Consider the following 21,233-nt stretch of genomic DNA (forward strand, 5'->3'; position numbering starts at 1 on the left):
AGGAGATGCCCGAACGGGCACCCCCGTCGGGCCCCGTCGTGACAACACCTAGGGCGGCGAGGGGCGGACGGCGAGGACCGCGATGTCGTCCGCGCTGTCCGCCCCCAGGCCGATCAACAGCTCGTCGCAGAACGTGTCGAGCGGCTCGCGGGCCAGGTCGGCGGCGTGCCGGCGCAGTCGGTCGAGGGCCTCGTCGAGGGCTTCGTCGCGGCGCTCGACGAGGCCGTCCGTGTACAGCAGCAGCGTCGAGTGGGCCGGCAGCGCGTCACGGGCCGTGCCGCGGGACGCCTCGGGGTCCATGCCGAGCAGCAGGCCGGCCCCGCCGTCGAGGTAGCGGGTCCGGCCCTCCCGGGTGGTGAGCAGCGGCGGCGGATGGCCGGCGGAGGAGTGCGTCAGCTCCCAGGGGCCCTCCGGGGGCCCCTTGATCAGGCCGTAGACGCAGGTGCCGGTCGCCTCCCGATGGAGACTGTGGTTCGCCAGGTCCAGCCGGCGCAGCACCTCCGCGGGCGGCTCCTCGCGGTCCACGGCGATGCCGCGCAGCATGCTGCGCAACTGGCTCATCGCGATGGCCGCGTCGAGGTCGTGCCCCGTGACGTCGCCGATGACCAGCGCGGTGTTCCCGCCGGGCAGGACGAAGCTGTCGTACCAGTCCCCGCCGACCTGCGCGGTGGTCGAGGAGGCGGCGTACCGGGCGGCCAGACGCAGCCCCTCGACCTTCGGCAGCACCGGCAGCAGCGAGCGCTGGAGCCGTTCGGCGATGGAGCGGGTGTCCTGGTACAACCGGGCGTTGTCCACTCCCAGCGCGAGGCTGTGCACCAGGTCGTCGACCAGCGTCAGGTCCTCTTCCGCGAACGGCCGCCCGCGGGGCGCGCGGGCGAGGGTCAGGGCACCGAAGATCTTGCGGCGGGCCCGCAGCGGGGCGACGACGGCGCTGCCCGCCCCCAACTCCCGGAACAGATCGGCATAGGCCCGGTCCAGCGCGCCCCCGGTCTGTCCCGGCTGCGGGGCGTCGGTGAGCAGGAGGGGCCCCGCTCCGCGCAGCACCCGGGCCAGCGGGCCGCGCGACTCCTCGGAGACCCCGGGGAGCACGCCCTCGTACGCCCCCGGGCGCAGGGTCCGGGGATCGCGGTGGACGACACACGCCCGGTCCACCCGGGCGTCGGGGGTGAACAGGTCCACCACGCACCAGTCGGCCAGCCGCCGCGTCAGCAGCCGGCCCACGCGCTGGAGGCCCTCGTCCAGATCCAGCGTGTTGTTGAGCTGCGCCCCCAGTTCGGCCAGGAGGGTGAGCCGGTCCAGCGCCGACATGCCGCCCCGGGTGCCGGCCGTCCTGGTGCTCGTCGGCGGCACGGTGGGCGACCGGCCCCCGTCGGGCTCCCCGACCGCCGCCTCCCGGATCCTGCCCGAGGTCCTCGGCCCGTCGAGGAACGTGGTCGCCCGCGGGACGAGCTGTGCGACGAAGACGGTGCGGCCGTCGGCAGTCTCCTGCGTCTGGATGTACAGCCGCACCGGAACGAGCCGGCCGTCACGGTGCAGTGCCGGAAGCGGCACCGAGCGCCCCACGATGCGGGTGCGGCCGGTGAGCAGCATCGAGGTGAACGCCGCCGTGTGTCGCTCGCGCAGGTGTTCGGGGATGAGGGTGGTGAGACGGCGTCCCACGAGGTCGTCCGGGTCCCAGCCCAACAGGTCCGCCGCGGCCCCGTTGGTCGCGACGATCCGGTTGCCCTCGTCGGCGGCGACGGTCGGCATCCTGCTCGCCCGCACCTGGCCGACGTCCCACGGGACGAGTTCGGCGGAGCTGACCTCCGGTTCGCTGGGGACCACGGTCCACGCGGTGGGCCGGTCCCCGGTCAGCTGCCCGGCGATCTCGTCGAAGAGCCAGTTCTGGAAGGCGCGGCCGCGGGGCAGGGCCGGAGGCGTGAGCAGCCGTTCCTCCCGGGCCCGCGCCTCGGCCAGGTCGAGTACGCGGCGCAGTGCCCGCACCGCCGGCAGGGCATCGGCCGACAGCGGCAGGGGCAGGGTGCGCAGACCGGACTCGGGGGCCGGTCCCTCCAGCGCGGCCGACACACCGGCGCTGATCACGCTGTTGACGTCGTTGGCCGCGACGAGGTCCTCGGGCGGCACCCCGAGGAGGTCTCCCGCGGACGCCGCGAGGGTCAGCTCGCGCAGCACCGCGTGCCGGTGCTGCCGGCACGCGGACTCCAGGGCGGTCGGCATGTCGACCAGCGTCACGGTCCGTTCGGCGGGCGGCGGCCGCACGGGGGTCTCCCACCCGGCCGACGGCGGCGGCGGACCGCCGTGCCACAGCTCGAACCACACCGTCTTGCCCACGTCCCCGCTGTCCGCCCCGAACCGCGAGGCCAACTGCTCCACCAGTGCGAGACCTTGCCCCGTACCGGCGTACGGCGAGCAGTGCTGCGGTACGAGACCACGGCCCGGCCGCCGGTCCCGGACCCGTACGCGCACCCGGCCGTCCAGGCGCGCCACGCTCACCTCGACCTCGGTGCGGGCGTGCAGCAGCGCATTGGTGACCAGCTCGCTGACCAGGAGCCGGGCCGTGTCCACCAGGTCACGGGCGGCGCCGTCCAGCGCGGCACCCACGAACCGGCGGGCCGCCGCCACGCTTGCCGGCCCGTCGGGGAAACGCCGTGACACCGCCGCCGGCGGATCGGGGCACACCATGACCACAGTGTGTTGCCGCACGGCCCGCCCCGCAGCGCGCGCCCTCGTCACGCTCCCCGCTCCCGGCGACGCTCCTGTCCGCCGGTCGGGTGACGCGACCCGGTGCGAGCCCGGGGTGAGGCCCGTGGTGGCGGTCGGGTGCGGAAGGTTCGTACCGGCCGGGGGACGCGCCGGGTCTGGCAGGCGGCCGATTACTCCGATAGCTTGCTGGTGCGGCCCCGCGTTCTCCCCCGTACGCGGGGCCGCACCAGCACGGCCGGGCGGCGCCTGCTCAGGGGGCGAGTACGCCCCGCAGCCCCGGCTGCAGCCGGTCCCCGTGGGCCCGGACCATGTCGTCGCACAACCGCCAGATCTCCTCGACCGGCAGCGTGGCCGCCGTCGCCGGGTCGGCCATCGCCGCGTGCCGGATGTGCCGCGGGTCGTCCTCCGTCGCCGCCCGCACCACCAGGTCGGTGGTGCTGAGGTAGGCCCGGTTGAGGGCCGCCAGCTGCGGGGGCAGCGCGCCGATGCGGGTGGGCTGCAGGCCCGCGGAGTCGACCAGGCACGGCACCTCCACGGTGCCCCGGGAGGGCAGGTTCTCGATCAGACCGTGGTTCGGCACGTTGCCGTAGACCGTGCGGGGCGTGCCGGTCACCATGCTGTGGATGATCTGCGGCGCGTACTCCATGGTGCCCTCGACCGTGAGCGGCGCCCCGCACGCCAGCGCGTCGCGGGTCCGCTCGTACTCGGCCACGTTCTCGTCGACGATGCCGAGGTAGGCACCGACGGGCAGCCGCAGCCGCTCGATCTCGCTGTCGTGGTGCAGGTACCAGGGGACGTACTCGGAGGAGTGCTCGCTGGTCTCCGTCGGGTAGTGGCCCAGGCGCCGGTACATGTCCATGCGGACCCGGCGGCGCAGCTGCGGGTCCTCGGCGATCAGGGCGTCCAGGCGCGGGTGGAGATCCTCGCCCCCGTGCTCCAGGCGCAGCACCCACGCCTGGTGGTTGACGCCCGCCGCCTGGTAGGTGACCTCCTCGTAGGGGACCTTCAGCAGCTCGCACAGGCCCTGGATCGTCCAGTAGACGGAGTGGCACAGTCCCACCACGCGCGTCAGGCCGGTCGCCTCGGAGAGGTACTGGACGTTCATCGCCATCGGGTTGGTGTAGTTGAGCAGCCAGGCGTCCGGGCAGACCTCGGCGATGTCCTCGCCGAGCGCCTTGAGCAGCGGGAAGGTGCGCAGGGCGCGGAAGATCCCGCCGACGCCGAGGGTGTCGCCGATGGTCTGGCGCAGTCCGTGGCGTGCCGGGACCTCGAAGTCGGTCCGGGTCGCCTCGCCCATGCCGACCTGCACGATGTTGATGACGAAGTCGGCCCCGACCAGGGCCTCGCGGCGGTCGGCGTGCGCGGTGACGCGCGGCCGGGCACCGCGCTCGGCGGCGATGTACTCGGCGGCGGCCCGCGCGGTGGCCAGGCGCTCCGCGTCGATGTCGTGCAGCGCGATGTGCGCGGACTTCAGCTCGTCGAATGCGAAGAGGTCGGCGAGCAGGCCCTGGGTGAAGACGACGCTGCCGGCTCCGACGAAGGTGATCTTGGGTGCGGTCGGGTGGGCGGTGCTCATGCGGGGTTCTCTCCGTTTACGGGTGACCTGGGAGAACGCTTCGTCCCAGGTGGGTTGGGCGCGGCCGGGAGGTACGGGGCCCTCCTCGGGTGACGGCGGACGCTGGGCGGGTGGTCAGCCCTTGAGTCCGCTGGAGGTGATCGACTGGATGAAGGTCTTCTGCGCGCCGAGGAAGGCGAGCAGGACCGGCAGCACGGTGATGACGTTGCCCGCCATCACGGCCGCCCACTGGGTGTGGTGCTGGCCCTGGAACGTCGTCAGGCCCAGTTGCAGCGTGTACTGCGTGTCGTGGTTGATGGCGATCAGCGGCCAGGTGAGGTCGTTCCACGTGGTGAGGAAGGTCAGCACGGCCACGGTGGCCAGCGCCGGACGGGACAGCGGCAGCACGATCCGCCACAGCACCCGCAGCCGGGAACAGCCGTCGATCCAGGCGGCCTCCTCCAGCTCCCTGGGGAGCGAGAGGAAGAACTGCCGCAGCAGGAACACCGCGAACGGCGTGACCAGTGACGGCACGATCAGCGCGCCCAGGGTGTCGATGAGGCCGAGCTTCTTCATCACCAGGAACGTCGGGATCATGGTCAGCTGGAACGGCACCGCCATGGTGGCCAGCATCAGCCCCATCAGCACCCGGGAGCCCGCGAACCGCATCCGGGCGAAGGCGTACCCGGCGAGCGACCCGAAGACCAGGTTCGCGGCGACGGTGACGGCGGAGACGATCAGCGAGTTGACGAACCAGCGGGGGAACATCGCGTTGCCCAGCACGTACCGGTAGCCGCCGAGGTCGATGCCGGACGGCCACAGGGCCGGCGGGAACCGGTTGATCTCGGCGTTGCTCATCACGGAGCTGAGCACCAGCCAGACCAGCGGCACGGCGAAGACGAGGGCGAGCGGCGCCAGCAGCAGGTGCCAGGGGCTGAACGGGAGCCGCGGGCGGCGTCGTTCGCCGGCGGGTGCCTTCACGATGTCCTGGGCCCCGGCGGCGGCGCCGGGCCGGGCGGAGGTCGCCGTCATGATCGGGCCCCTTCGAGACGGTGGCGTCCCCGACGCCGGACGATGCGGACGGCCCCGGCGACCAGACCCAGGGCGACGGCCAGGACGTAGGCGGCCGAGGCCCCGTATCCGGCGGTGGCGTTCTTGAAGGCCTGCTCCCAGATGAAGTAGACGATCACCGTGGTCGAGCCGAGCGGGCCGCCCTTGGTCGTGACGTACACGAGGTCGAAGACCTGGAGGGACTGGATGGCCTGCCACAGCACCAGGAAGACGGTGACCGGGGTGAGCGTGGGCAGCGTGACGTGGCGCAGCAGGTGGCGGCGTCCGGCGCCGTCGAGGCGGGCCGCCTCGATCAGGGACTGCGGCACGTCCTGGAGGGCGGCGAGGTAGACCACGACGCAGAATCCGGTGCCGCTCCACAGGGTGATCGCGACCAGCACGAGCAGTGCCTGGGAAGGGTCGGACAGGAAGCCCTGCGACGAGACGCCGAGGCGGTGCAGCACCGAGTTGGCGGCGCCGAACTCCGGGTCCAGGATGAACGAGAACAGCACGCCCTGCGCGGTCGCCGACAGCACGAACGGCACGAAGATCAGGGTGCGGTAGAGGCCCACGAGGCGGATGCGCCGGTTCAGGACCAGGGCGAGGGCCAGGCCGAACAGCAGACTCAGCGGCACGTACAGGACCGTGTAGAGCAGGGTGTTGCGGACCGCCTGGCTGAAGTTCGGGTCCTGGGCGAGGGCGCGGTAGTTGTCCAGGCCCACCCAGCGGCTGGGCGTGACCAGGTCGCTGGCCTGGAAGGACAGCAGCAGCGACCAGACGACCGGGACGATGCTCAGGCCGAGGACGATCAGGACCGCCGGTGAGACGAACGCCCAGGCGGTGCCGGTCTCGCGGCGGCGCTTGCGGCGCAGTGGCCGTGGGTCCGGCGGCGGACCCTCGACGGTGATGGGGCGGGGGAGGCGCGGCATGGCGGTGTGGCTCCTCAACGCGGGATGAGCAGGGCGGCGTTGGCTTCGTCGGCGCAGGCACGCAGCGCTTTCTTCGGACTGCTGCGCCCCAGGAGCACGGCGACGATCGCCTGCCCCAGCGCCTGCGAGACCTCCGGGTACGCCGGGTGGACGGGACGCACCCGCGCCGTCTCCAACGCCGTGGTGAACACGTTCAGGCCCTCGGTGCGGGCGACCTTGTCCTGCCAGGCGGGCAGGGCCTCGGTGCGGCGGCTGAGCGGGAGGCTGCCGGCCTCGATGTCCCAGCGCACGTCCTGCTCGGGCCGGGCCAGCCAGGTCAGGAAGGTCCGGGCGGCCTTGGACCGGGCCTCGCCGTTGTCGAACACCGTCCAGGTGTCCGGCCCCGATATGGTGACCGGGCGCCCGCTGAAGGAGGGCAGGGGAGCGACGTGGTAGTCGATCCCGGCGGTCTCGATGTCGGGCAGCTGCCACGGCCCGGTGACCACCATGCCCATGCGGCCGGACTGGAAGACCTGGTACATCTGCTCGCTGCCGGGCTTGGGATCGACGTACACGCTCTTGTCCCGGGCCAGGTCGGCCACCACCGCCAGCGCCCGGGCGCCGGTGTCGGCGAAGCCGATGCCCTTGCCGCCGTCGTCGACGACGTCGCCGCCCAGGTCCCAGATCAGCGGCCACAGCCGCCACACGGTGTCCTCGTCGCCGGTGCCCGGCCAGCCGGTGCCGAACCGGCCCCGGCCCGACTCGGTGAGCGTGCGGGCCGAGGAGACGAAGTCCTGCCAGGTCCAGCCGGCCTCCGGCAGGGGCAGACCGGCCTCGCGGAACAGCTTCCGGTTGCAGACCACGGCGAGCGAGTCGAGCACCGCGGGCGCGGCCCTGACCCTGCCGTTGAGCGTGACGGCGTCCCTGGAGGCAGCCCAGTAGTTCTTCCACGGCACGGGCCCCGCCCCGACCATGTCGGTGAGGTCCACGACCTGCGGGCTGCGGGCGACCCGGGCCAGGTCCGACCCGAAGATGTAGGCGATGTCGGGGTAGGAACCGGCGGCGAGGGCGGCCGTCACCTTCTGCAGCATCACGTCGGACAGCACACCGCCGCCCAGCTTCACCCTGATCTTCGGGTGGGCCCGCTCGAAGTCGGCGACGAGGCCTTCCAGGACCTTCTTCGCCGTGTCGGCCTGGCCGTGCCACATCTCGACGGTGACCGTGCCGTCGGCCGCGACGCCGTCGTCCGTACCGGCCCCGCAGCCGGTCACCGCGGTGCCCGCGACCGCGGCGAGCGCGGCACCCCCGCCGGCCCGCAGCACACCTCTGCGCGAGGGGCGCGCGGCACGTCGGACCGCATCCATCTGTACCTCCAAGGACTTCACTGGCCGTCGGGCGGTGTCAGCAGGTCTCACGGACGTAGCCGCTGCTGCCCTTCGGGGACACGTCCAGGTCGCGCCGGACGATGCTCAGCTCGTCGCCGAAGCCCGCGCACGCCTTCGACAGGCCCTTGGCGGTGTACTCGATGACGATCACCCGGTCGCCGAACGCGGCCGTGTAGTCGCCGCACTCGTCCCACTCGCCGCACTCCTCGGCGACCGCGAAGTCCAGCCCGTTCGCCTCGCGGTTCGGGGCCAGTTCGACCGTGTTCTTCTGCCCGATCGCCAGCCCGTCGGCGTGCGCACGGTCCGCCAGCAGCTTGATCAGGCCCTGCGCGTCGGCGGCGTCCAGCAGGTCGCCCGCGCGGGTGTAGCTGTCGTAGTTGTCCGGCTCGACGGCCTGGAAGCCCTTGTCCGCGCAGCCGTCGATCCAGGTGCCGACCTTCTCCGCGATGCGCTCGCGCTTGTCGGCGGTGCGGATGTCGAGGAAGGCCTCGTCCCAGTCGGTGTCGTAGACGACGTCGCCGTTCGCGTCGCGCAGCAGCAGGTCGTCGTCCCAGTCCTCCTCGGCGCCGGGCTGGGCCTGGAAGGCGTTGACGTAGCAGATGTTGTACAGGCCCGGCGCGGGGGCGGCCGTGTGGTCGCGGCTGACCACCTTCACACCGGCCGGCGGGGTGTAGGCGCCGCCGATCTGGTAGTCGAAGCCCGCGTGGGCGGGCGGCGGGGTGTAGGTGGCCGCCTCGGCCGGGGAGCTGCCCGGGACGAGTGCCGCGGCGGTGACGAGGACGGCGGTGGCACCTATGCCGGCCAGTACCGGCTTCCTGGGGGCGTGCACCTGTGTACGGCTCATGGTTCGAGCTCCGGAGGATGGTGGGCACGTCCCCGCCTCGGACGCGCGTGGCCGTCCTGGCGACTCAGTCCGGGCTCCTGGCGCGAAGCCAGCTACCGGCTGGGCGTACCTCTGCCGCCGATCACACGGCATCGGCGTTGATCGGGAGTAAATCGACCGGATATAGGCCCTGTCAAGGGTTCGAAACGAGAGAGGCGATGCATGAAGATGATCGAAAGGGGCTCCAAGAGTGCAGAAACAATCATCAGGCGTCGGTTCCCCGGTACCCGGGAACGATGGATGCGGGCCGGGCGGGAGCCGTGATCACGGCACCGCCGCGGGGCTGGTAGCGTCGCGTGGTCGCGGCGGGCGGCGCGAGAGAGGTGTCGGTGCGTGGGAGAGCGGCAGGACCGTGACTGGGTGGCGATGACGCCGGGTGACTTCGACCGGGACGCCCCCCTGGTCCTCAACGTGGGTACCGGCCCCGCCACCGTCCCCGCCGAGCCCGACGAGTACGGCACCGCCCCCCTGTTCGGCGAGACGGCACCGGCACCCGGCACCCGGCCGCGCAGCCGGCGGGGACGGCCCACGCCCGGTCAGGAGCGGCTGTTCTGACCGTCCCCGCCGGGGATCACGCGGCGGGCACCTCGTCCACGAACCCGGTACCGGCGGCGCGGTACCCGGCGACCTTGGCCGCGACCTCGGCCGGGGTGAGCACCTGGTCCTTGACGTGCAGGACGTAGTCGACCTGTTGGTCGTAGGAGCGCGGCGTCGTCGACGTCTGGCCGTTCAGGTCGATCAACCACTGGTTGAAGTTGATCGACATCGGCCGCTCCGGCAGGTACTGCGCGTCATGCGTGCCGAACGGCTGCCCGTCCACGTAGTAGGTGATGGCGCCGGCGTCGATCGTCACCACCAGGTCGTGCCAGCCGGCGTAGCTGCTGCGCTGCTCGGAGTGCTGGTTGACGGCCTGCCAGGGATCGGGGTTGTAGGTCTCCCAGGAGGTCGTGTAGAGGATGTTCGACGGTTCGCCCCACCCTCCGTTCGGCAGGTACTCGAAGTCGTACTCGGCGTAGTCGTCGGCCATCGGCGCCTTGAGGTCGTTGATGGTGAAGAAGGTCTGCACCAGATGGTCCCCGTCGGGCCCGGACTTGGGCGCGTCGGCGAACTTGACCCGCGCCGCGTACGTGCCGTTCTTGAACTTCGTCGACTTGGTCAGGACCTCGGTCTGCGTGGTGGACGCGCCGGTGCCGGCCGTGGAGGTCTCCAGGTTCATCACCGAGTTGCCTCCGGCGGAGACGAAGGTGACCTTCGACGGGTCCCACGTGGCTCCGGGGACGCCGGGCCCGCCGGAGTTGGAGCGCACGCTCCAGCCGTGCGCCGAGATGGCGGGATCCGTGTGCGAGCTGTAGTCGAAGTCGTCGAAGAGGGTCTGACCGCCGCCGGGCGGATCGGTCGGGTCCGTCGGGTCGGTCGGGTCGGTGGGGTCGTTGCCCTCGGGAGCCGCGCCCCAGACGGTGGCACCGGCCAGCTGGGCCGTGACCTTGTCCCAGTTCGCGTACGCGGTCCGGGCGCCGTCGAAGGAGTAGTCGTCGCTCTGCCGCAGCGGCTGCCAGTTGCTCTGGTAGAAACGCAGTTGCAGGTCACCGGTGTCCGCGCCGGGGGCCAGGGTCCCGGCCGCCGCCGTGAAGCCGACCTCCAGGTAGCGGTCGGCCGTCGCGGTCGGGTTGCTGAGGGTGCCGAACGTGCCGGTGACCGCGGCGCAGCCGCGCACCGCCCAGGAGCACGCGAAGCGGTAGGAGGCGTTCGGGGAGTCCGCCTTGAAGTAGTAGCGGACCTTCACCTGGCTCAGCTGCACGGTGGACGAGCCGGTGTTGCGGACCTTGAACCAGGGTTCCGTCTGGTCCGCGGTGGCCCCGCTCGCGCTGGTGCGGTACTGGACGGTGAGACCGTCGGCGGCGGGTGCGGCCTGGGCGGGGAGGGCGGTCAGGGCACCGCCGCCCAGGAGGACGGACAGGGCGAGCGCCAGGCGGGCGCGGCCCGCGACGGGTTGGTTTCTCATGCGGGATCCTTTCGGCACGACTCCCGCCTGCGCGGGAGCGTCGGTGGGTGGTGCGTGGTGTGGGGGAACGACACGGGGGGACCGGGCGGCGGGGTGGCGTGCGGGACGTCCAGGGCGTCCAGGCGGGCACGGTGTCCGGACAGCCGGGCCGTGAAGTCCCGCCAGCCCGACGTGCCGTCCCAGACCCGCTCGGCGAGCGCGCACAGCCGGGGGAAGGTGAGGTACTCGATGTGCTCCGGGGTGCGCACGAACTCCGTCCACAACTGCCCCTGGGCGCCCAGCACCCGGGACGCCGCCTGCGGAGTCGGCGGCGCGAGGTCCACGTCGTGCACGGCGCGCAGGTCGACGACCACCCCGGGCTGGGCGGGCGGTTCGCCGGGATCCGTGCCGCGCGGGTAGTCGAAGTAGGTCGCGCGGTGGTCGGCGTGCACGACCTGGTGCCCGCGCAGTGCCGCCGCCCGGGCGTGCGCCGGTTCGCGCCAGCTCATCACCGTGCAGTCCAGGGGGAGGGCGACGCCGCTCTCGGCCCAGACGACCGGCCTGCGGCCCGCGCGCACCAGGTGTTCGGACAGCCGCGCGATGAACCAGGAATGCAGTGCGCGGGGCCCCGCCAGCCCCTCACGGGCGGCACGGGCCCGCGCCGCCGGGCTCAGCTCCCACTCCGTGGTGGGGACCTCGTCCCCGCCGATGTGCACGTACGGCGAGGGGAAGACGTCCATCACCTCGTCCAGGACGGTGCGGAAGAAGTCCAGGACGTGGTCGCCGGTGCCCAGGACGTTCTCGCACACGCCCCAGTGCGTCCACACGTCCAGTCGGCGGGTGGGGTCGGTGCCCAGCTCGGGGTGGGCGGCCAGGGCGGCGCGGACGTGCCCCGGCACGCCGGTCTCCGGCAGTACGCTCACGCCGCGCGCCGCCGCGTACGCGACCAGGTCCCGCAGTTCCGCGCGGGTGTAGGAACCGCCGTGCGGCACGCCGTCGAACCGGTCGCTGCCCGCGGGGCCCAGCATCGACTCCGCGCGCCGGCCGCCGACCTCGGTCAGCCGGGGGTGGGCCGCCACCGGCATCCGCCAGCCCTGGTCGTCGGTGAGATGGAGGTGGAAGACGTTCAGCTTGTGCAGGGCCAGCAGGTCGACGTAGCGCCGCAGATAGGACACCGGCTGGAAGTGCCGGGCCACGTCGAGCATGGAACCGCGCCAGGCATGGCGGGGTACGTCGGTGATCTCCACGGCCGGCAGCTCCCACGGCACCCCGCGCACCGGCCGCCCGGACAGGGCCTCGTAGGGCAGGAGTTGCCGCACCGTCTGCACCCCGCGCAGCAGCCCGGCCGGGCGGGCGGCCCGCAGCAGGACGCCCTGCGGGCTCACGGTCAGGCCGTATCCCTCGTCGCCGAGGCCGGTCAGGGCGGGGTCGAGGGCGAGTACGAAGGCTCCGTCGGCCGCGGAGTCCAGGCGCAGTCCGGTGGCCGGGGCGAGGAGGGTGCGCAGCAGGGCCGCGGCGGGACCGGCCCCCGGAGTGACCCGCAGCCGGGTCGTGCCGTCGAGCCGGAAGCGGCCGGAACGGGTGGAGAGACGGCGGGGGCGGGGAACCAGGGACAGTTCGGGGCGTGGCAGATCCACGGGGCTGCTCCGGTGGTCGGCGGTGCGCGACGGTGAGGGGGCGGGGCGGGGACAAGGGGACAAGGGGGCGAGAAAGGCGGGGACAGGGGGCGGGAAGGGCGGTCCCGGTCAGCCCTTGACGCCTCCCGAGGCCAGCCCGGCCGTCACGTGCCGTTGCAGGGCGAGGAAGATGATCAGCGCGGGGAGCGCGAAGAGGGTGGCGGCCGCCATGGTGGCTCCCCAGTCGGTGCCGAAGGTCGACTGGAACGAGGAGAGCCACACCGGCAGCGTGCGGCTGTCCTGCTGCTTGATGATGAGGAAGTTGGCGTAGGTGAACTCGTTCCAGGCGGTGATGAAGCCGAACAGCGAGGTGGCCATGAGACCGGGGGCGAGCAGCGGGAACGCCACCCTGCGGAACGCCCCGGCCCGGGTGCAGCCGTCGACCTGCGCCGCCTCCTCCAGCTCCGGCGGGATGCCCGCGATGAAGCCGCGCAGCACGACCACCGTGAACGGCAGCGTGATCATGAAGTAGATCAGGGTCAGCGTCGGCAGCCGGTCGAGCATCCCGGTGTCGCGGGAGATGATGTAGATCGGGATGATCAGTGACTCCCAAGGCGCCATCTGCGCGACGAACACCGCCAGCATGAACTGCCGGCGCCCGCGCCAGCGCATGCGGGCCACGGCGTAGGCGGCACCCAGGGCGACCAGCAGGGCGAGCAGGACGGCGCTCAGGGTGACCAGGAGGCTGTTGCGCCAGAACAGCGCGAAGCCGTCGGCGCCGACCGCCTTGCGGAAGTGCTCGAACGTCCAGGCGCTCGGCACCAGCCGGGGATCGTAGCTCTGGATGTCCGTGGACGGTTTGAACGCGGTCGTGACCATCCAGTACACCGGGAAGAGGCAGACCACCACGGTGAGCGCGGCGGCGGCGTTCAGCGGGAGGCGCCGCAGGGCGCGGCGCACCGGGGGACGGGAACGCGGGGTGCTCACGGCTGCTCGCCCTCCTGACGGAACAGTTGGCGGAAGTAGAGGACCAGGACGCCGCTCATCAGCAGGACCGTGAGCATCGAGGCGGCGGAGCCCAGGTCGTAGCGCTGGCCCGCCAGCGCGGTCTGCACGGCGTACACCGGCAGGATGGTGGTGGCCTCGCCCGGTCCGCCGCGGGTCATCACCCAGATCTGCACGAACGCCTTGAACGTCCAGATCACTTCGAGGGACAGCACCAGCATGAAGATCGGCCGGATCAGCGGGAACGTGACGGAACGGAAGACGCGGGCGGCCCCCGCGCCGTCCATGCGGGCCGACTCGTACAGTTCTGCGGGCACCGTGACCAGCGCCGAGTAGAGCGTGATCGCGGCGAACGGCACGGACTGCCAGACGATCAGCACCACCACGATGCCGAACGCGGCCCCGCCGTGCGCGAACCAGGGATAGCCCTCGTACGACGCGAATCCGAGGCCGGTGAGGGTCTCGTTGACGATGCCGAACTCGGAGTGGAACAGCCACTGGAAGACGGTGGTGGCCGCGACCACCGGTACCGCCCAGACCAGGACCAGGGAGCTGAGCACCACGGTCCTGGCCGCCCGGCCCAGCCGCTCGGTCATCAGCGCGACCAGGGTGGACAGCACCATGATCGCGACGACGTTGACCGCCATGAACACGAAGGTGCGGCGCACCACCTCCCAGAACTCCGGATCGCCGAGCAGTGTCCGGTAGTTGCGCAGTCCGACGAAGTCGGCGTCGCCCAGGATGAGCTGACGCAGCCGGAAGTCCTGGAAGGAGATGAGCACGGCGCGGGCCAGCGGATAGAGCAGCAGGTACAGCATGCCCAGCACCGCGGGCGCGACCAGCAGGTACGGCCACCGGCTGGCCGGCACGCTCCGCTCACGGACGGTCGACACGTCGCCTCCTGGTCTCGTGGTCGTGGTCGTCGTCGTGGTGTCGGTGACGGCGGCGGTCAGGAGTCGCTGCCCAGCGTCTCGGTGATGGTCCGGGAGGCCTCCGCCGCCGCGGACTTCGCGTCCTCGCCGGTGAGTACGGCCGTCATGTACTCCTTGATCGGGTTCTTGGCCTCGACCGCCGCCCACTGGGGCGTGTTGGGCGTGGCGTGTCCGTTCGCGGCGCCGGCCGCCATGGCCGCGGTGCCCGGGTCGTCGGCGACCGCGCCCGCCAGGGTGGTCTTGTTCGGGACGTAGCTCATGGCGACGGCGAGTTTCTTCTGCCAGGCGTCACCGGTCAGTTCGCGGATGAGGGTGAAGGCCTCCTCCTGGTGGGCGGCGACGGCCGGGACGACCAGGTCGGAACCGCCGGTGAAGACGGCGCCCGGACCGTCGGCCGTCTTGCCGGGGACCGGGAAGAAGCCGAGCTTGCCCTTGAGTTCCGGGTTCTTCTCCTCGATGACCTTGGCCCCGCCCGGCACGGCGATGATCTGGGCGACCTGCCCCTTCGCCATCACCTCCGCCTGCGGCGGCTGGGCCTCGTCCGAGTCCTTGGGGCCCTTGCCGAGGGCCTGGAGACGCCGGTAGAAGTCCATGGCGCGCAACGCCTCGGGGCTGTCGAGGCCGCCTTTCCACCCGCCGCCGGACTTCACGGCCAGGTCGCCGCCCTCGTCCCAGACGAAGCCGGACAGCACGTACCAGTTCTGCCCCGGCAGGTAGATGCCCTGGGTCCCGCCCGTGTCCAGCTTGCGGGTGGCGGCGATCCACTGGTCCCTGGTCCTGATCCGCGCGGGATCGATCCCGGCCTTCTCGAACAGGTCGGTGCGGTGGATGACGACCCGGTTGGCCGCGTAGTAGGGGATGCCGTACTGCTTGCCGTCGTACGACCCGGGCTCCGCGAGCCCCTCCAGCCAGTCGCCGCCGCCCAGGTCCGCGACACGGTCCGAGAAGTCGGTGAGGCCGCCGCTCTGGGCGTACTGGGCGACCTGGGTGTTGCCGACCTCGATGACGTCCGGGGCGTCGTTGCTGGCCAGGGCGGCGGTCACCTTCTCGCCTATGCCCTCCCACTCCTGGATCTGGATCTCCACGTCGATCTCGGGGTGGGCCTTCTCGAAGCCGGTCTCGAACTCCTTCTGGAACTGGGCCGAGACACTGTCACGCATGAGCCAGACGTCGAGGGTGGTCCTGCCGTCCCCGGCGCCGTCGGAGGAGTCGCCGGACGAGGAGCAGGCGGCGAGCCCGGCGCTGAGCACCAGCGTGGAGATCAGGGCGAGCGAACGGTATTTCACGGTTCACCTCTGGGAGAGCTGGAAGGGACGACGCATCCGCACTTGACCAGTAAGGGGCGCAAGGCTTACCAGTTGGCGTTGGTCGAAGGTGGCATGGACCAATGAGGGCGTCAACCCCTCACGTATGTACGGGTTTTCGGCCGATCGAACTCGGGGAGTGGCTGGTTCGGGCCCGAGGTGGACAGGTAAGCTCGGCTGACCAGCAGACCAGTCACGGGAGTACTGCATGGAGATCGACGCCGCCGCCTCCGGTGCGGTGCTCAAGCGGGAGCGCGTCCGCGATGCCATCCTGGAACTCATCGAGGACCGGCACCCCGGGGACGCGATTCCCTCGGAGCGCACCCTGTGTGCCGAACTCGGCGTGTCCCGCCCGACGTTGCGGGCGGCGGTCGACGAACTGGTGGTCGCCGGTCTCCTGGTGCGCGAGCACGGCCGGGGCATGTTCGTCGCCGCCGAGAAGATCACCCAGGAACTGGTCTCCGACCGCCGGGCCTTCAGCCTCCCGCAGGCCGCCGGAGCCTGGACCAGCAGGCTCCTGGAGGTCCGCACCCTGCCCGCGGGCGCCCGGGTGGGGCGCAAGCTGCGCATGTCGCCGGCGGCGCAGATCCACTACGTGGCACGTCTTCGGCTGGTCGACGGCTCGCCCATGGCCATCGAGTACCTGCACGTACCGGCCGACCTCGTCTCGGGCCTGACCAGTGAGGAACTGGAGCAGGGCGACCTGTACGAGCACCTGGGCGAGCGGCACGACGTCCGGGTCAGCGAGGCCGTGCAGTCCATCGAACCCACCGTGGTCACCCGCGCGGAGGCCGATCTGCTCGACGTGCCCGAACTCTCCCCGGCGCTGCTCTTCGAGCGCCTGACCACCGACACCCGGGGCCGGCCCGTGGAGTACGTGCACTCCCTCTACCGGGGTGACCGCTACCGGATCGTCTCCCGGCTCACCCTGGGCCCCCGCGACCAGGCACCACCCCCGGGCGAGGGCCACCATCCGGGCATCCCGCCCGGGGACTTCGCCACCAAGGACCCCGTCACGCTCTCGACGCGCGGGGTGGTGCAGGACGGAATGTGACGGCACCTCAGGTGCGCGGGACTACGCGGGACTGCCCGGAACGGCGCGGAAGTGCTCGCAAGTGCTCGGAAGTGCTTTGTATCGAGCATGTATTGACATGTCACGGCTGACGTCCCAGAGTCATGCCCCGAAAGTGTTCGACAGCCCGACGTTGCTTGACGTTGCCCGACCGCGCCCCGACCGTGATGCGAACCGCCACGAGGAGTGTTGCCGTCATGTCCGAAACGCCCGCTGTCTCACGCCGACTGCTCCTGGGCTCGGCCGCCGCCACCGGCGCCCTCGCGACCGGGATCGGGGCCGCCGCAGCCCCCGCGTCGGCGGCCGGGCAGGCGCCCCGCCGCAGGCCCGGCCAGAAGTCGATGATCGGCGTGCCCTTCGCCGCCCACAGAACCGTCCGCGTCGCGGTCATCGGCCTCGGCAACCGGGGCGGCGGCATGATCACCGGCTGGTCGGCCGTACCCGGCTGCACCGTGACCGCCGTCTGCGACATCCGCGCCGACCGGGCCGAGCGCGCCGCCGACCGCCTGGAGAGCAAGGGCAACCCGCGCCCCGCCGAGTACGGCGGCTCCGCCGACTCCTACGCCCGGATGCTCCGCCGCGACGACATCGACCTCGTGTACGTCGCCACGCCCTGGGAGTTCCACTACGAGCACGGCCGGGCCGCGCTGCTCAGCGGCAGGCACGCCGTCGTGGAACTGCCCGTCGCGACCGAACTGCGCCAGCTGTGGGACCTCGTCGACACCTCCGAGCGCACCCGCAGACACCTGCTCCTGTCCGAGAACTGCAACTACGGCCGCAACGAACTGGCCATGCTGAAGGCGGCGCACGACGGCCTGTTCGGGGACCTCACCAACGGCCACGGCGGCTACCTGCACGACCTGCGTGAACTCCTCTTCTCCGACACCTACTACACCGACTCCTGGCGACGGCTGTGGCACACCCGCAGTACCGCCTCCTTCTACCCCATGCACGGCCTGGCCCCCATCGCGGCGGCCATGGACGTCAACCGCGGCGACCGCATGACCACCCTGCGCGCCACCACGACGGCCCCGAAGGGGCTGGCCGACTACCGGGCCCGCTTCGTCCCTCGGGACCACCCGTCCTGGAAGGAGACCTACATCAACGGTGACCTGGTCACCTGCATGATCGAGACGGCGAAGGGCAGGACGATCCGGGCGGAGCACGACGTGAGTTCGCCCCGGCCCTACAGCCGGATCAACACCCTCGCGGGCAGCCGCGGCATCGTCGAGGACTACGCCGGTCCCGCCCCGACCGGAGCCCGCATCTACGTCGAGCCGGACCACAGCGGCCACACCTGGCGCGACTTCGAGGGCTACCGCAAGGAGTACGACCACTGGCTGTGGCGGAAGGTCGGCGACGACGCCGCGAACAACGGCGGCCACGGCGGCATGGACTACGTCCTGCAGTGGCGCACCGTGCAGCTGATGCGCGCGGGGCTGGTACCGGACATCGACGTCTACGACTCGGCCGCCTGGTGCTCGCCCGTCCCGCTCAGCGTCACGTCGCTGGCCAGGGGCGGCCGCCCGGTCGAGATACCCGACTTCACCCGGGGCGCCTGGCGCGAGCGCAGGCCCGGGCTCGACTCTGCGCCCACCGACATGCCGCCGGTCGGCTGAGCACGGCACGCGCGCCGTCCGGCCGTCCGGGACACGCTAGCGCGCCAGGACCTCCTCCGGGCCCATGACGACGACCGGCTCCTTGTCCGGGTCCAGGGCGGTCAGCAAGGCGCGCATGTGCTCCTCGCTCAGGGACACGCAGGCGTTGGTCGGCCCGTCGTGGTCCACGTGGATCCAGACCCCGCCCCCCTTGTCCTCGCCCAGGGGGCGGGTCCTGTCCAGCGGGGTGGTGCCGGGCACCCGGTTGTAGTCGATGGCGACCACGTAGTCGAACGACCCCTCCAGGGGCTCGCCCAGGTATCCGGTGCCCGACACGGAGAACTCGGGGTCCTCGTCGTAGGGGAGCAGGGTGCCAGGGTCGGGCAGCCTGCCGCCGGCGTCGCTGAGGCCGAAGACGCCGATGGGCGTGTGCAGGTCGCCCGCCTCGTGGTCGTCGGTCCAGCCGCGCAGGCCGTTGTGCGCGGGCCAGGGACCGGCGACCGCGCGCCAGCCCTGGGCCGGGTACTGCTCGTAGAGCACCACCTGCGCCTGGGAGGAGCTCTCGGTCTCGCCGGTGACCACGAGGGCCTGCCGGGTGCCGTCCGGGAGGCGGTCCCGCATGACCGGCCCGACGCCGGGCAGCGGGCGGGGGAAGGAGCGCGGGGGAGCCGGGCGCGGGGCCGCGGAACTCCCGGGTGCGTGCGCGTCCTGAGAAGAGGCGCCCGCGTGCTCCCGGGCGCAGCCGGCCAGCACGCCGGTGCACATGACAGCGCCGATCACCAGGGCCAGCGCTTTCCTGACGGTCATATCGATCTCCGACTCCGTGTGTGGACTCTTCATAGCTAGACCACTTCCGGAACCGGGTTGTGCGGCCGCCTCGCCGTCTCCCCCGGATGGCGCAGCGGGGACCCGCACAGCGGTGGCCGAGGGCTCGGAGCGACAACATGGTTCCTGCTCACACCCCTTACTCACTGGTGGGGCTCGGACATGCCGTGTAGCGTCAGCAGCAGATGTCGTGGTTCGCCCAGACCGCCCGCCCAGGAGTGCGGGCGGTTTGCTGTGCAATGCCGGAGGACCAGGACGACCACCTCCGGGTTCGCGCGGTGCGGATCCGATAACGGCTGAAAGGCAAAAGGCATGGCCAGCGGAACTGTCAAGTGGTTCAACTCTGAAAAGGGCTTCGGCTTCATCGCGCAGGACGGCGGCGGCCCCGACGTCTTCGCGCACTACTCCAACATCAACGCTCAGGGCTACCGCGAGCTGCAGGAAGGCCAGGCCGTGACCTTCGACATCACCCAGGGCCAGAAGGGCCCGCAGGCGGAGAACATCACCCCCGCCTGATCGGGAGATCGCCGAACAGGGCGGGGCCGCGGGGAACACACGTTTCCCGGGGCCCCGCCCTGTGGCACGTCGTCCCGCGGGACGACGACCGTCAGGGGACGCGGCGGAAGAAGTCGAGCAGGGCGGCCGTCAGCTCGGCGGGCGCGTCCTCCTGGACCAGGTGGCCCGCGCGGGCGATCGGCTCCCATCGGGAACCGGGGACGAGACCGGCCAGTTCGCGCCCCTTGGCCACGGGGATCCAGGCGTCGTCCTCGCCCCAGCAGATCAGCGTCGGGACATCGATTCCGGTGTACCGGTCCTGGATCTCGTCCGTGTACCGCTGGTCCGCCTGGGCGATCTGCCGATAGAAGGCCGGCTGCCCCGTTTCGCCCAGCCAGGGCTCGACCAGCCGGTCCAGGACCGCCGGGTGCAGCCCCGGACCGCCGGTGGAACCGACGTACTCGCGCACCAGTGCCCGGTGCAGCGCCTCGGGCAGCTGCTCGAAAACCTCGGCGTGGTCGCGGACCAGCCGGAAGAACGGCGACCCCCAGGGCGCCAGCGCGACCGGGTCGACCAGGGCCAGCGCCCGGTACCGGGCACCGTGCAGCAGATGCGCCCGCAGGGCGACGGCACCCCCGAAGTCGTGGGCGGCCACCAGCGGCTCCTCCAGCCCCCAGTGCTCCAGCAGCTCCGCGAAGACCCGGCCCTGCGCGGCCAGGGACACGTCCTGCCCGGCGCTCTTCTCCGACACCCCGTAGCCGGGCATGTCCCAGACGAACACCTGGTGGTCGCGGACCAGCGAGCGGGCCACCGCGCGCCAGACGTACGACGAGAAGGGCGTGCCGTGCAGCAGGACCAGCGGGCGCCCGTCCGGGGCGCCCAGCCGGTTCCAGCGGACGGTGCCCGAACCGCCGGTGAACGCTTCGGGCAACGGCCATGCGGACATGGTGCGGGTTCCTCTCGCTCCGGCGCGGGTCAGGACGTCACGGCTTGCGGGCGAGTCCGCCGTGCTCGCCGATCAGCCCGGGGTCTTCGGCGTCCGCGTCCGGGCGCCACCGGGTTACCGGGACCACGCCGGGCTCCACCAGCTCCAGCCCGTCGAAGAACGCCGTGATCTGGTCGACGGTGCGCAGGATGTACGGGGCGGCACCGCTCTCGTTGTAGCCGTCCTGGGCCTGGTCGAACTCCGGGTCGATGCCGCGCGAGCCGTCGTTGATCGAGAGGTAACTGCCGGACGGCAGTGCGTCGACAAGCCGGGCGGCGACGGAACGTGCCTGGTCGTAGTCGGGGATGTGCCCCAGGATGTTGCTGAGGATCAGCGCGATGGGCCGGTCGAAGTCCAGCGTCCGGGCGGCCGCCTCGAGAACGGTGTCGGGGTCGAGCACGTCGGAGTCGATGTACGCGGTGGCGCCCTCGGGCGTGGAGTACAGCAGCGCGCGGGCGTGGGCGAGGACCATCGGGTCGTTGTCGACGTAGACGATCCGGCTCTCGGGCGCGATGCGCTGGGCGACCTCGTGGGTGTTGTCGGCGGTCGGCAGACCGGTGCCGATGTCGAGGAACTGCCGGATGCCCGCCTCGGTGACCAGGTGGGTGATGTTGCGGCGCAGGAAGGCTCGGCTGCTGCGGGCGACGGTGACGATGCCGGGAAAGACGGCGGTGTACGCGTCGCCGGCCTGCTCGTCGACCGGGTAGTTGTCCTTGCCGCCCAGCCAGTAGTTCCAGATCCGGGCCGAGTGCGGCACGGACGTGTCGATCTTCTGCTGCGCGGTGTGGCCGGGAGTCGTCGAGGGGTCGCTCATGGGTGCGGTCCGTCTTTCAGCCGAGGCGTGGATGCTTGACCACAACCTACGTCGCAACGGCCCCTTTCTGTACACCGGTTAACCGACGGACCGGCCGCGATCCGGTGCCGTCGGGAGGTGGC

Annotated in this window: 18 protein-coding genes; 4 read left to right on the forward strand and 14 right to left on the reverse strand. The window is 71.9% G+C overall.

Features of this window, described 5'->3' with window-relative positions; translation table 11 throughout:
- Positions 1–48: 48 nt before the first annotated feature.
- The 6 genes from ACFYZ3_RS11610 to ACFYZ3_RS11635 form a co-directional block, all read right to left on the reverse strand.
- A complete protein-coding gene (locus tag ACFYZ3_RS11610) occupies positions 49–2,682 on the reverse strand; it encodes a SpoIIE family protein phosphatase (protein ID WP_388515595.1) in 2,634 nt (877 codons plus the stop codon).
- Positions 2,683–2,953: 271 nt separating this feature from the next.
- A complete protein-coding gene (locus ACFYZ3_RS11615) occupies positions 2,954–4,279 on the reverse strand; it encodes an alpha-glucosidase/alpha-galactosidase (RefSeq protein ID WP_388515597.1) in 1,326 nt (441 codons plus the stop codon).
- A 114-nt stretch (positions 4,280–4,393) separates the two neighbouring features.
- Positions 4,394–5,290, reverse strand: a complete 897-nt coding sequence (locus tag ACFYZ3_RS11620; RefSeq protein WP_361002040.1) for a carbohydrate ABC transporter permease — start codon at positions 5,288–5,290, stop codon at positions 4,394–4,396.
- Entirely contained in the window at positions 5,287–6,237 is a 951-nt protein-coding gene (locus ACFYZ3_RS11625; RefSeq protein WP_388515599.1) for a carbohydrate ABC transporter permease, read from the reverse strand. Before ACFYZ3_RS11625 ends, ACFYZ3_RS11620 begins: the two co-directional genes overlap by 4 nt.
- A gap of 14 nt (positions 6,238–6,251) precedes the next feature.
- Complete coding sequence (locus tag ACFYZ3_RS11630) at positions 6,252–7,580, reverse strand: ABC transporter substrate-binding protein (protein ID WP_388515601.1); 1,329 nt, start codon at positions 7,578–7,580, stop codon at positions 6,252–6,254.
- Positions 7,581–7,617: 37 nt separating this feature from the next.
- Positions 7,618–8,445: an endo alpha-1,4 polygalactosaminidase gene (locus tag ACFYZ3_RS11635; RefSeq protein ID WP_388515603.1), complete on the reverse strand. Its 828-nt coding sequence runs from the start codon at positions 8,443–8,445 to the stop codon at positions 7,618–7,620.
- Between the two features lie 372 nt (positions 8,446–8,817).
- On the opposite strand from ACFYZ3_RS11635, the gene ACFYZ3_RS11640 reads away from it, so the two are divergent.
- On the forward strand, positions 8,818–9,039 hold the full coding sequence (locus ACFYZ3_RS11640) for a hypothetical protein (RefSeq protein WP_388515605.1): 222 nt from the start codon (positions 8,818–8,820) through the stop codon (positions 9,037–9,039).
- 16 nt (positions 9,040–9,055) lie between these two features.
- On the opposite strand, the gene ACFYZ3_RS11645 is transcribed toward ACFYZ3_RS11640, so the two are convergent.
- From ACFYZ3_RS11645 to ACFYZ3_RS11665, 5 genes are all read right to left on the reverse strand, one after another.
- A complete protein-coding gene (locus ACFYZ3_RS11645; protein WP_388515607.1) occupies positions 9,056–10,486 on the reverse strand; it encodes a cellulose binding domain-containing protein in 1,431 nt (476 codons plus the stop codon).
- Entirely contained in the window at positions 10,483–12,102 is a 1,620-nt protein-coding gene (locus ACFYZ3_RS11650; protein WP_388515609.1) for a beta-N-acetylhexosaminidase, read from the reverse strand. Before ACFYZ3_RS11650 ends, ACFYZ3_RS11645 begins: the two co-directional genes overlap by 4 nt.
- Positions 12,103–12,210: 108 nt before the next feature.
- Positions 12,211–13,068, reverse strand: coding sequence for a carbohydrate ABC transporter permease (locus tag ACFYZ3_RS11655; RefSeq protein ID WP_388515611.1), 858 nt, complete (start codon positions 13,066–13,068; stop codon positions 12,211–12,213).
- On the reverse strand, positions 13,065–13,979 hold the full coding sequence (locus tag ACFYZ3_RS11660) for a carbohydrate ABC transporter permease (RefSeq protein WP_388515613.1): 915 nt from the start codon (positions 13,977–13,979) through the stop codon (positions 13,065–13,067). Before ACFYZ3_RS11660 ends, ACFYZ3_RS11655 begins: the two co-directional genes overlap by 4 nt.
- Positions 13,980–14,035: 56 nt before the next feature.
- The gene (locus ACFYZ3_RS11665) at positions 14,036–15,304 is read right to left on the reverse strand and encodes an extracellular solute-binding protein (RefSeq protein WP_388515615.1); all 1,269 of its coding nucleotides are present in this window, start codon (positions 15,302–15,304) and stop codon (positions 14,036–14,038) included.
- A 226-nt stretch (positions 15,305–15,530) separates the two neighbouring features.
- On the opposite strand from ACFYZ3_RS11665, the gene ACFYZ3_RS11670 reads away from it, so the two are divergent.
- Positions 15,531–16,376 carry a GntR family transcriptional regulator gene (locus ACFYZ3_RS11670; RefSeq protein WP_388515617.1) on the forward strand — a complete coding sequence of 282 codons (846 nt, stop codon included), beginning with the start codon at positions 15,531–15,533 and terminating at the stop codon, positions 16,374–16,376.
- 215 nt (positions 16,377–16,591) lie between these two features.
- A complete protein-coding gene (locus tag ACFYZ3_RS11675) occupies positions 16,592–18,013 on the forward strand; it encodes a Gfo/Idh/MocA family protein (RefSeq protein WP_388515619.1) in 1,422 nt (473 codons plus the stop codon).
- Positions 18,014–18,049: 36 nt separating this feature from the next.
- Here the strand turns inward: ACFYZ3_RS11675 and ACFYZ3_RS11680 are convergent, their stop codons facing one another.
- On the reverse strand, positions 18,050–18,799 hold the full coding sequence (locus tag ACFYZ3_RS11680) for a hypothetical protein (RefSeq protein WP_388515621.1): 750 nt from the start codon (positions 18,797–18,799) through the stop codon (positions 18,050–18,052).
- A 330-nt stretch (positions 18,800–19,129) separates the two neighbouring features.
- Between ACFYZ3_RS11680 and ACFYZ3_RS11685 the strand changes: the two genes are divergently transcribed.
- Positions 19,130–19,333 (forward strand): cold-shock protein, encoded by a 204-nt coding sequence (locus ACFYZ3_RS11685; RefSeq protein WP_003978336.1) that lies wholly within the window; start codon positions 19,130–19,132, stop codon positions 19,331–19,333.
- 91 nt (positions 19,334–19,424) lie between these two features.
- Here the strand turns inward: ACFYZ3_RS11685 and ACFYZ3_RS11690 are convergent, their stop codons facing one another.
- Both ACFYZ3_RS11690 and ACFYZ3_RS11695 read right to left on the reverse strand, forming a co-directional pair.
- Positions 19,425–20,258, reverse strand: a complete 834-nt coding sequence (locus ACFYZ3_RS11690) for an alpha/beta fold hydrolase (RefSeq protein ID WP_388515623.1) — start codon at positions 20,256–20,258, stop codon at positions 19,425–19,427.
- A gap of 37 nt (positions 20,259–20,295) precedes the next feature.
- On the reverse strand, positions 20,296–21,111 hold the full coding sequence (locus ACFYZ3_RS11695) for an SAM-dependent methyltransferase (RefSeq protein ID WP_388515625.1): 816 nt from the start codon (positions 21,109–21,111) through the stop codon (positions 20,296–20,298).
- Positions 21,112–21,233 lie beyond the last annotated feature (122 nt).

The sequence above is a fragment of the Streptomyces sp. NPDC001599 genome (assembly GCF_042893535.1).
GTDB lineage: Bacteria > Actinomycetota > Actinomycetes > Streptomycetales > Streptomycetaceae > Streptomyces.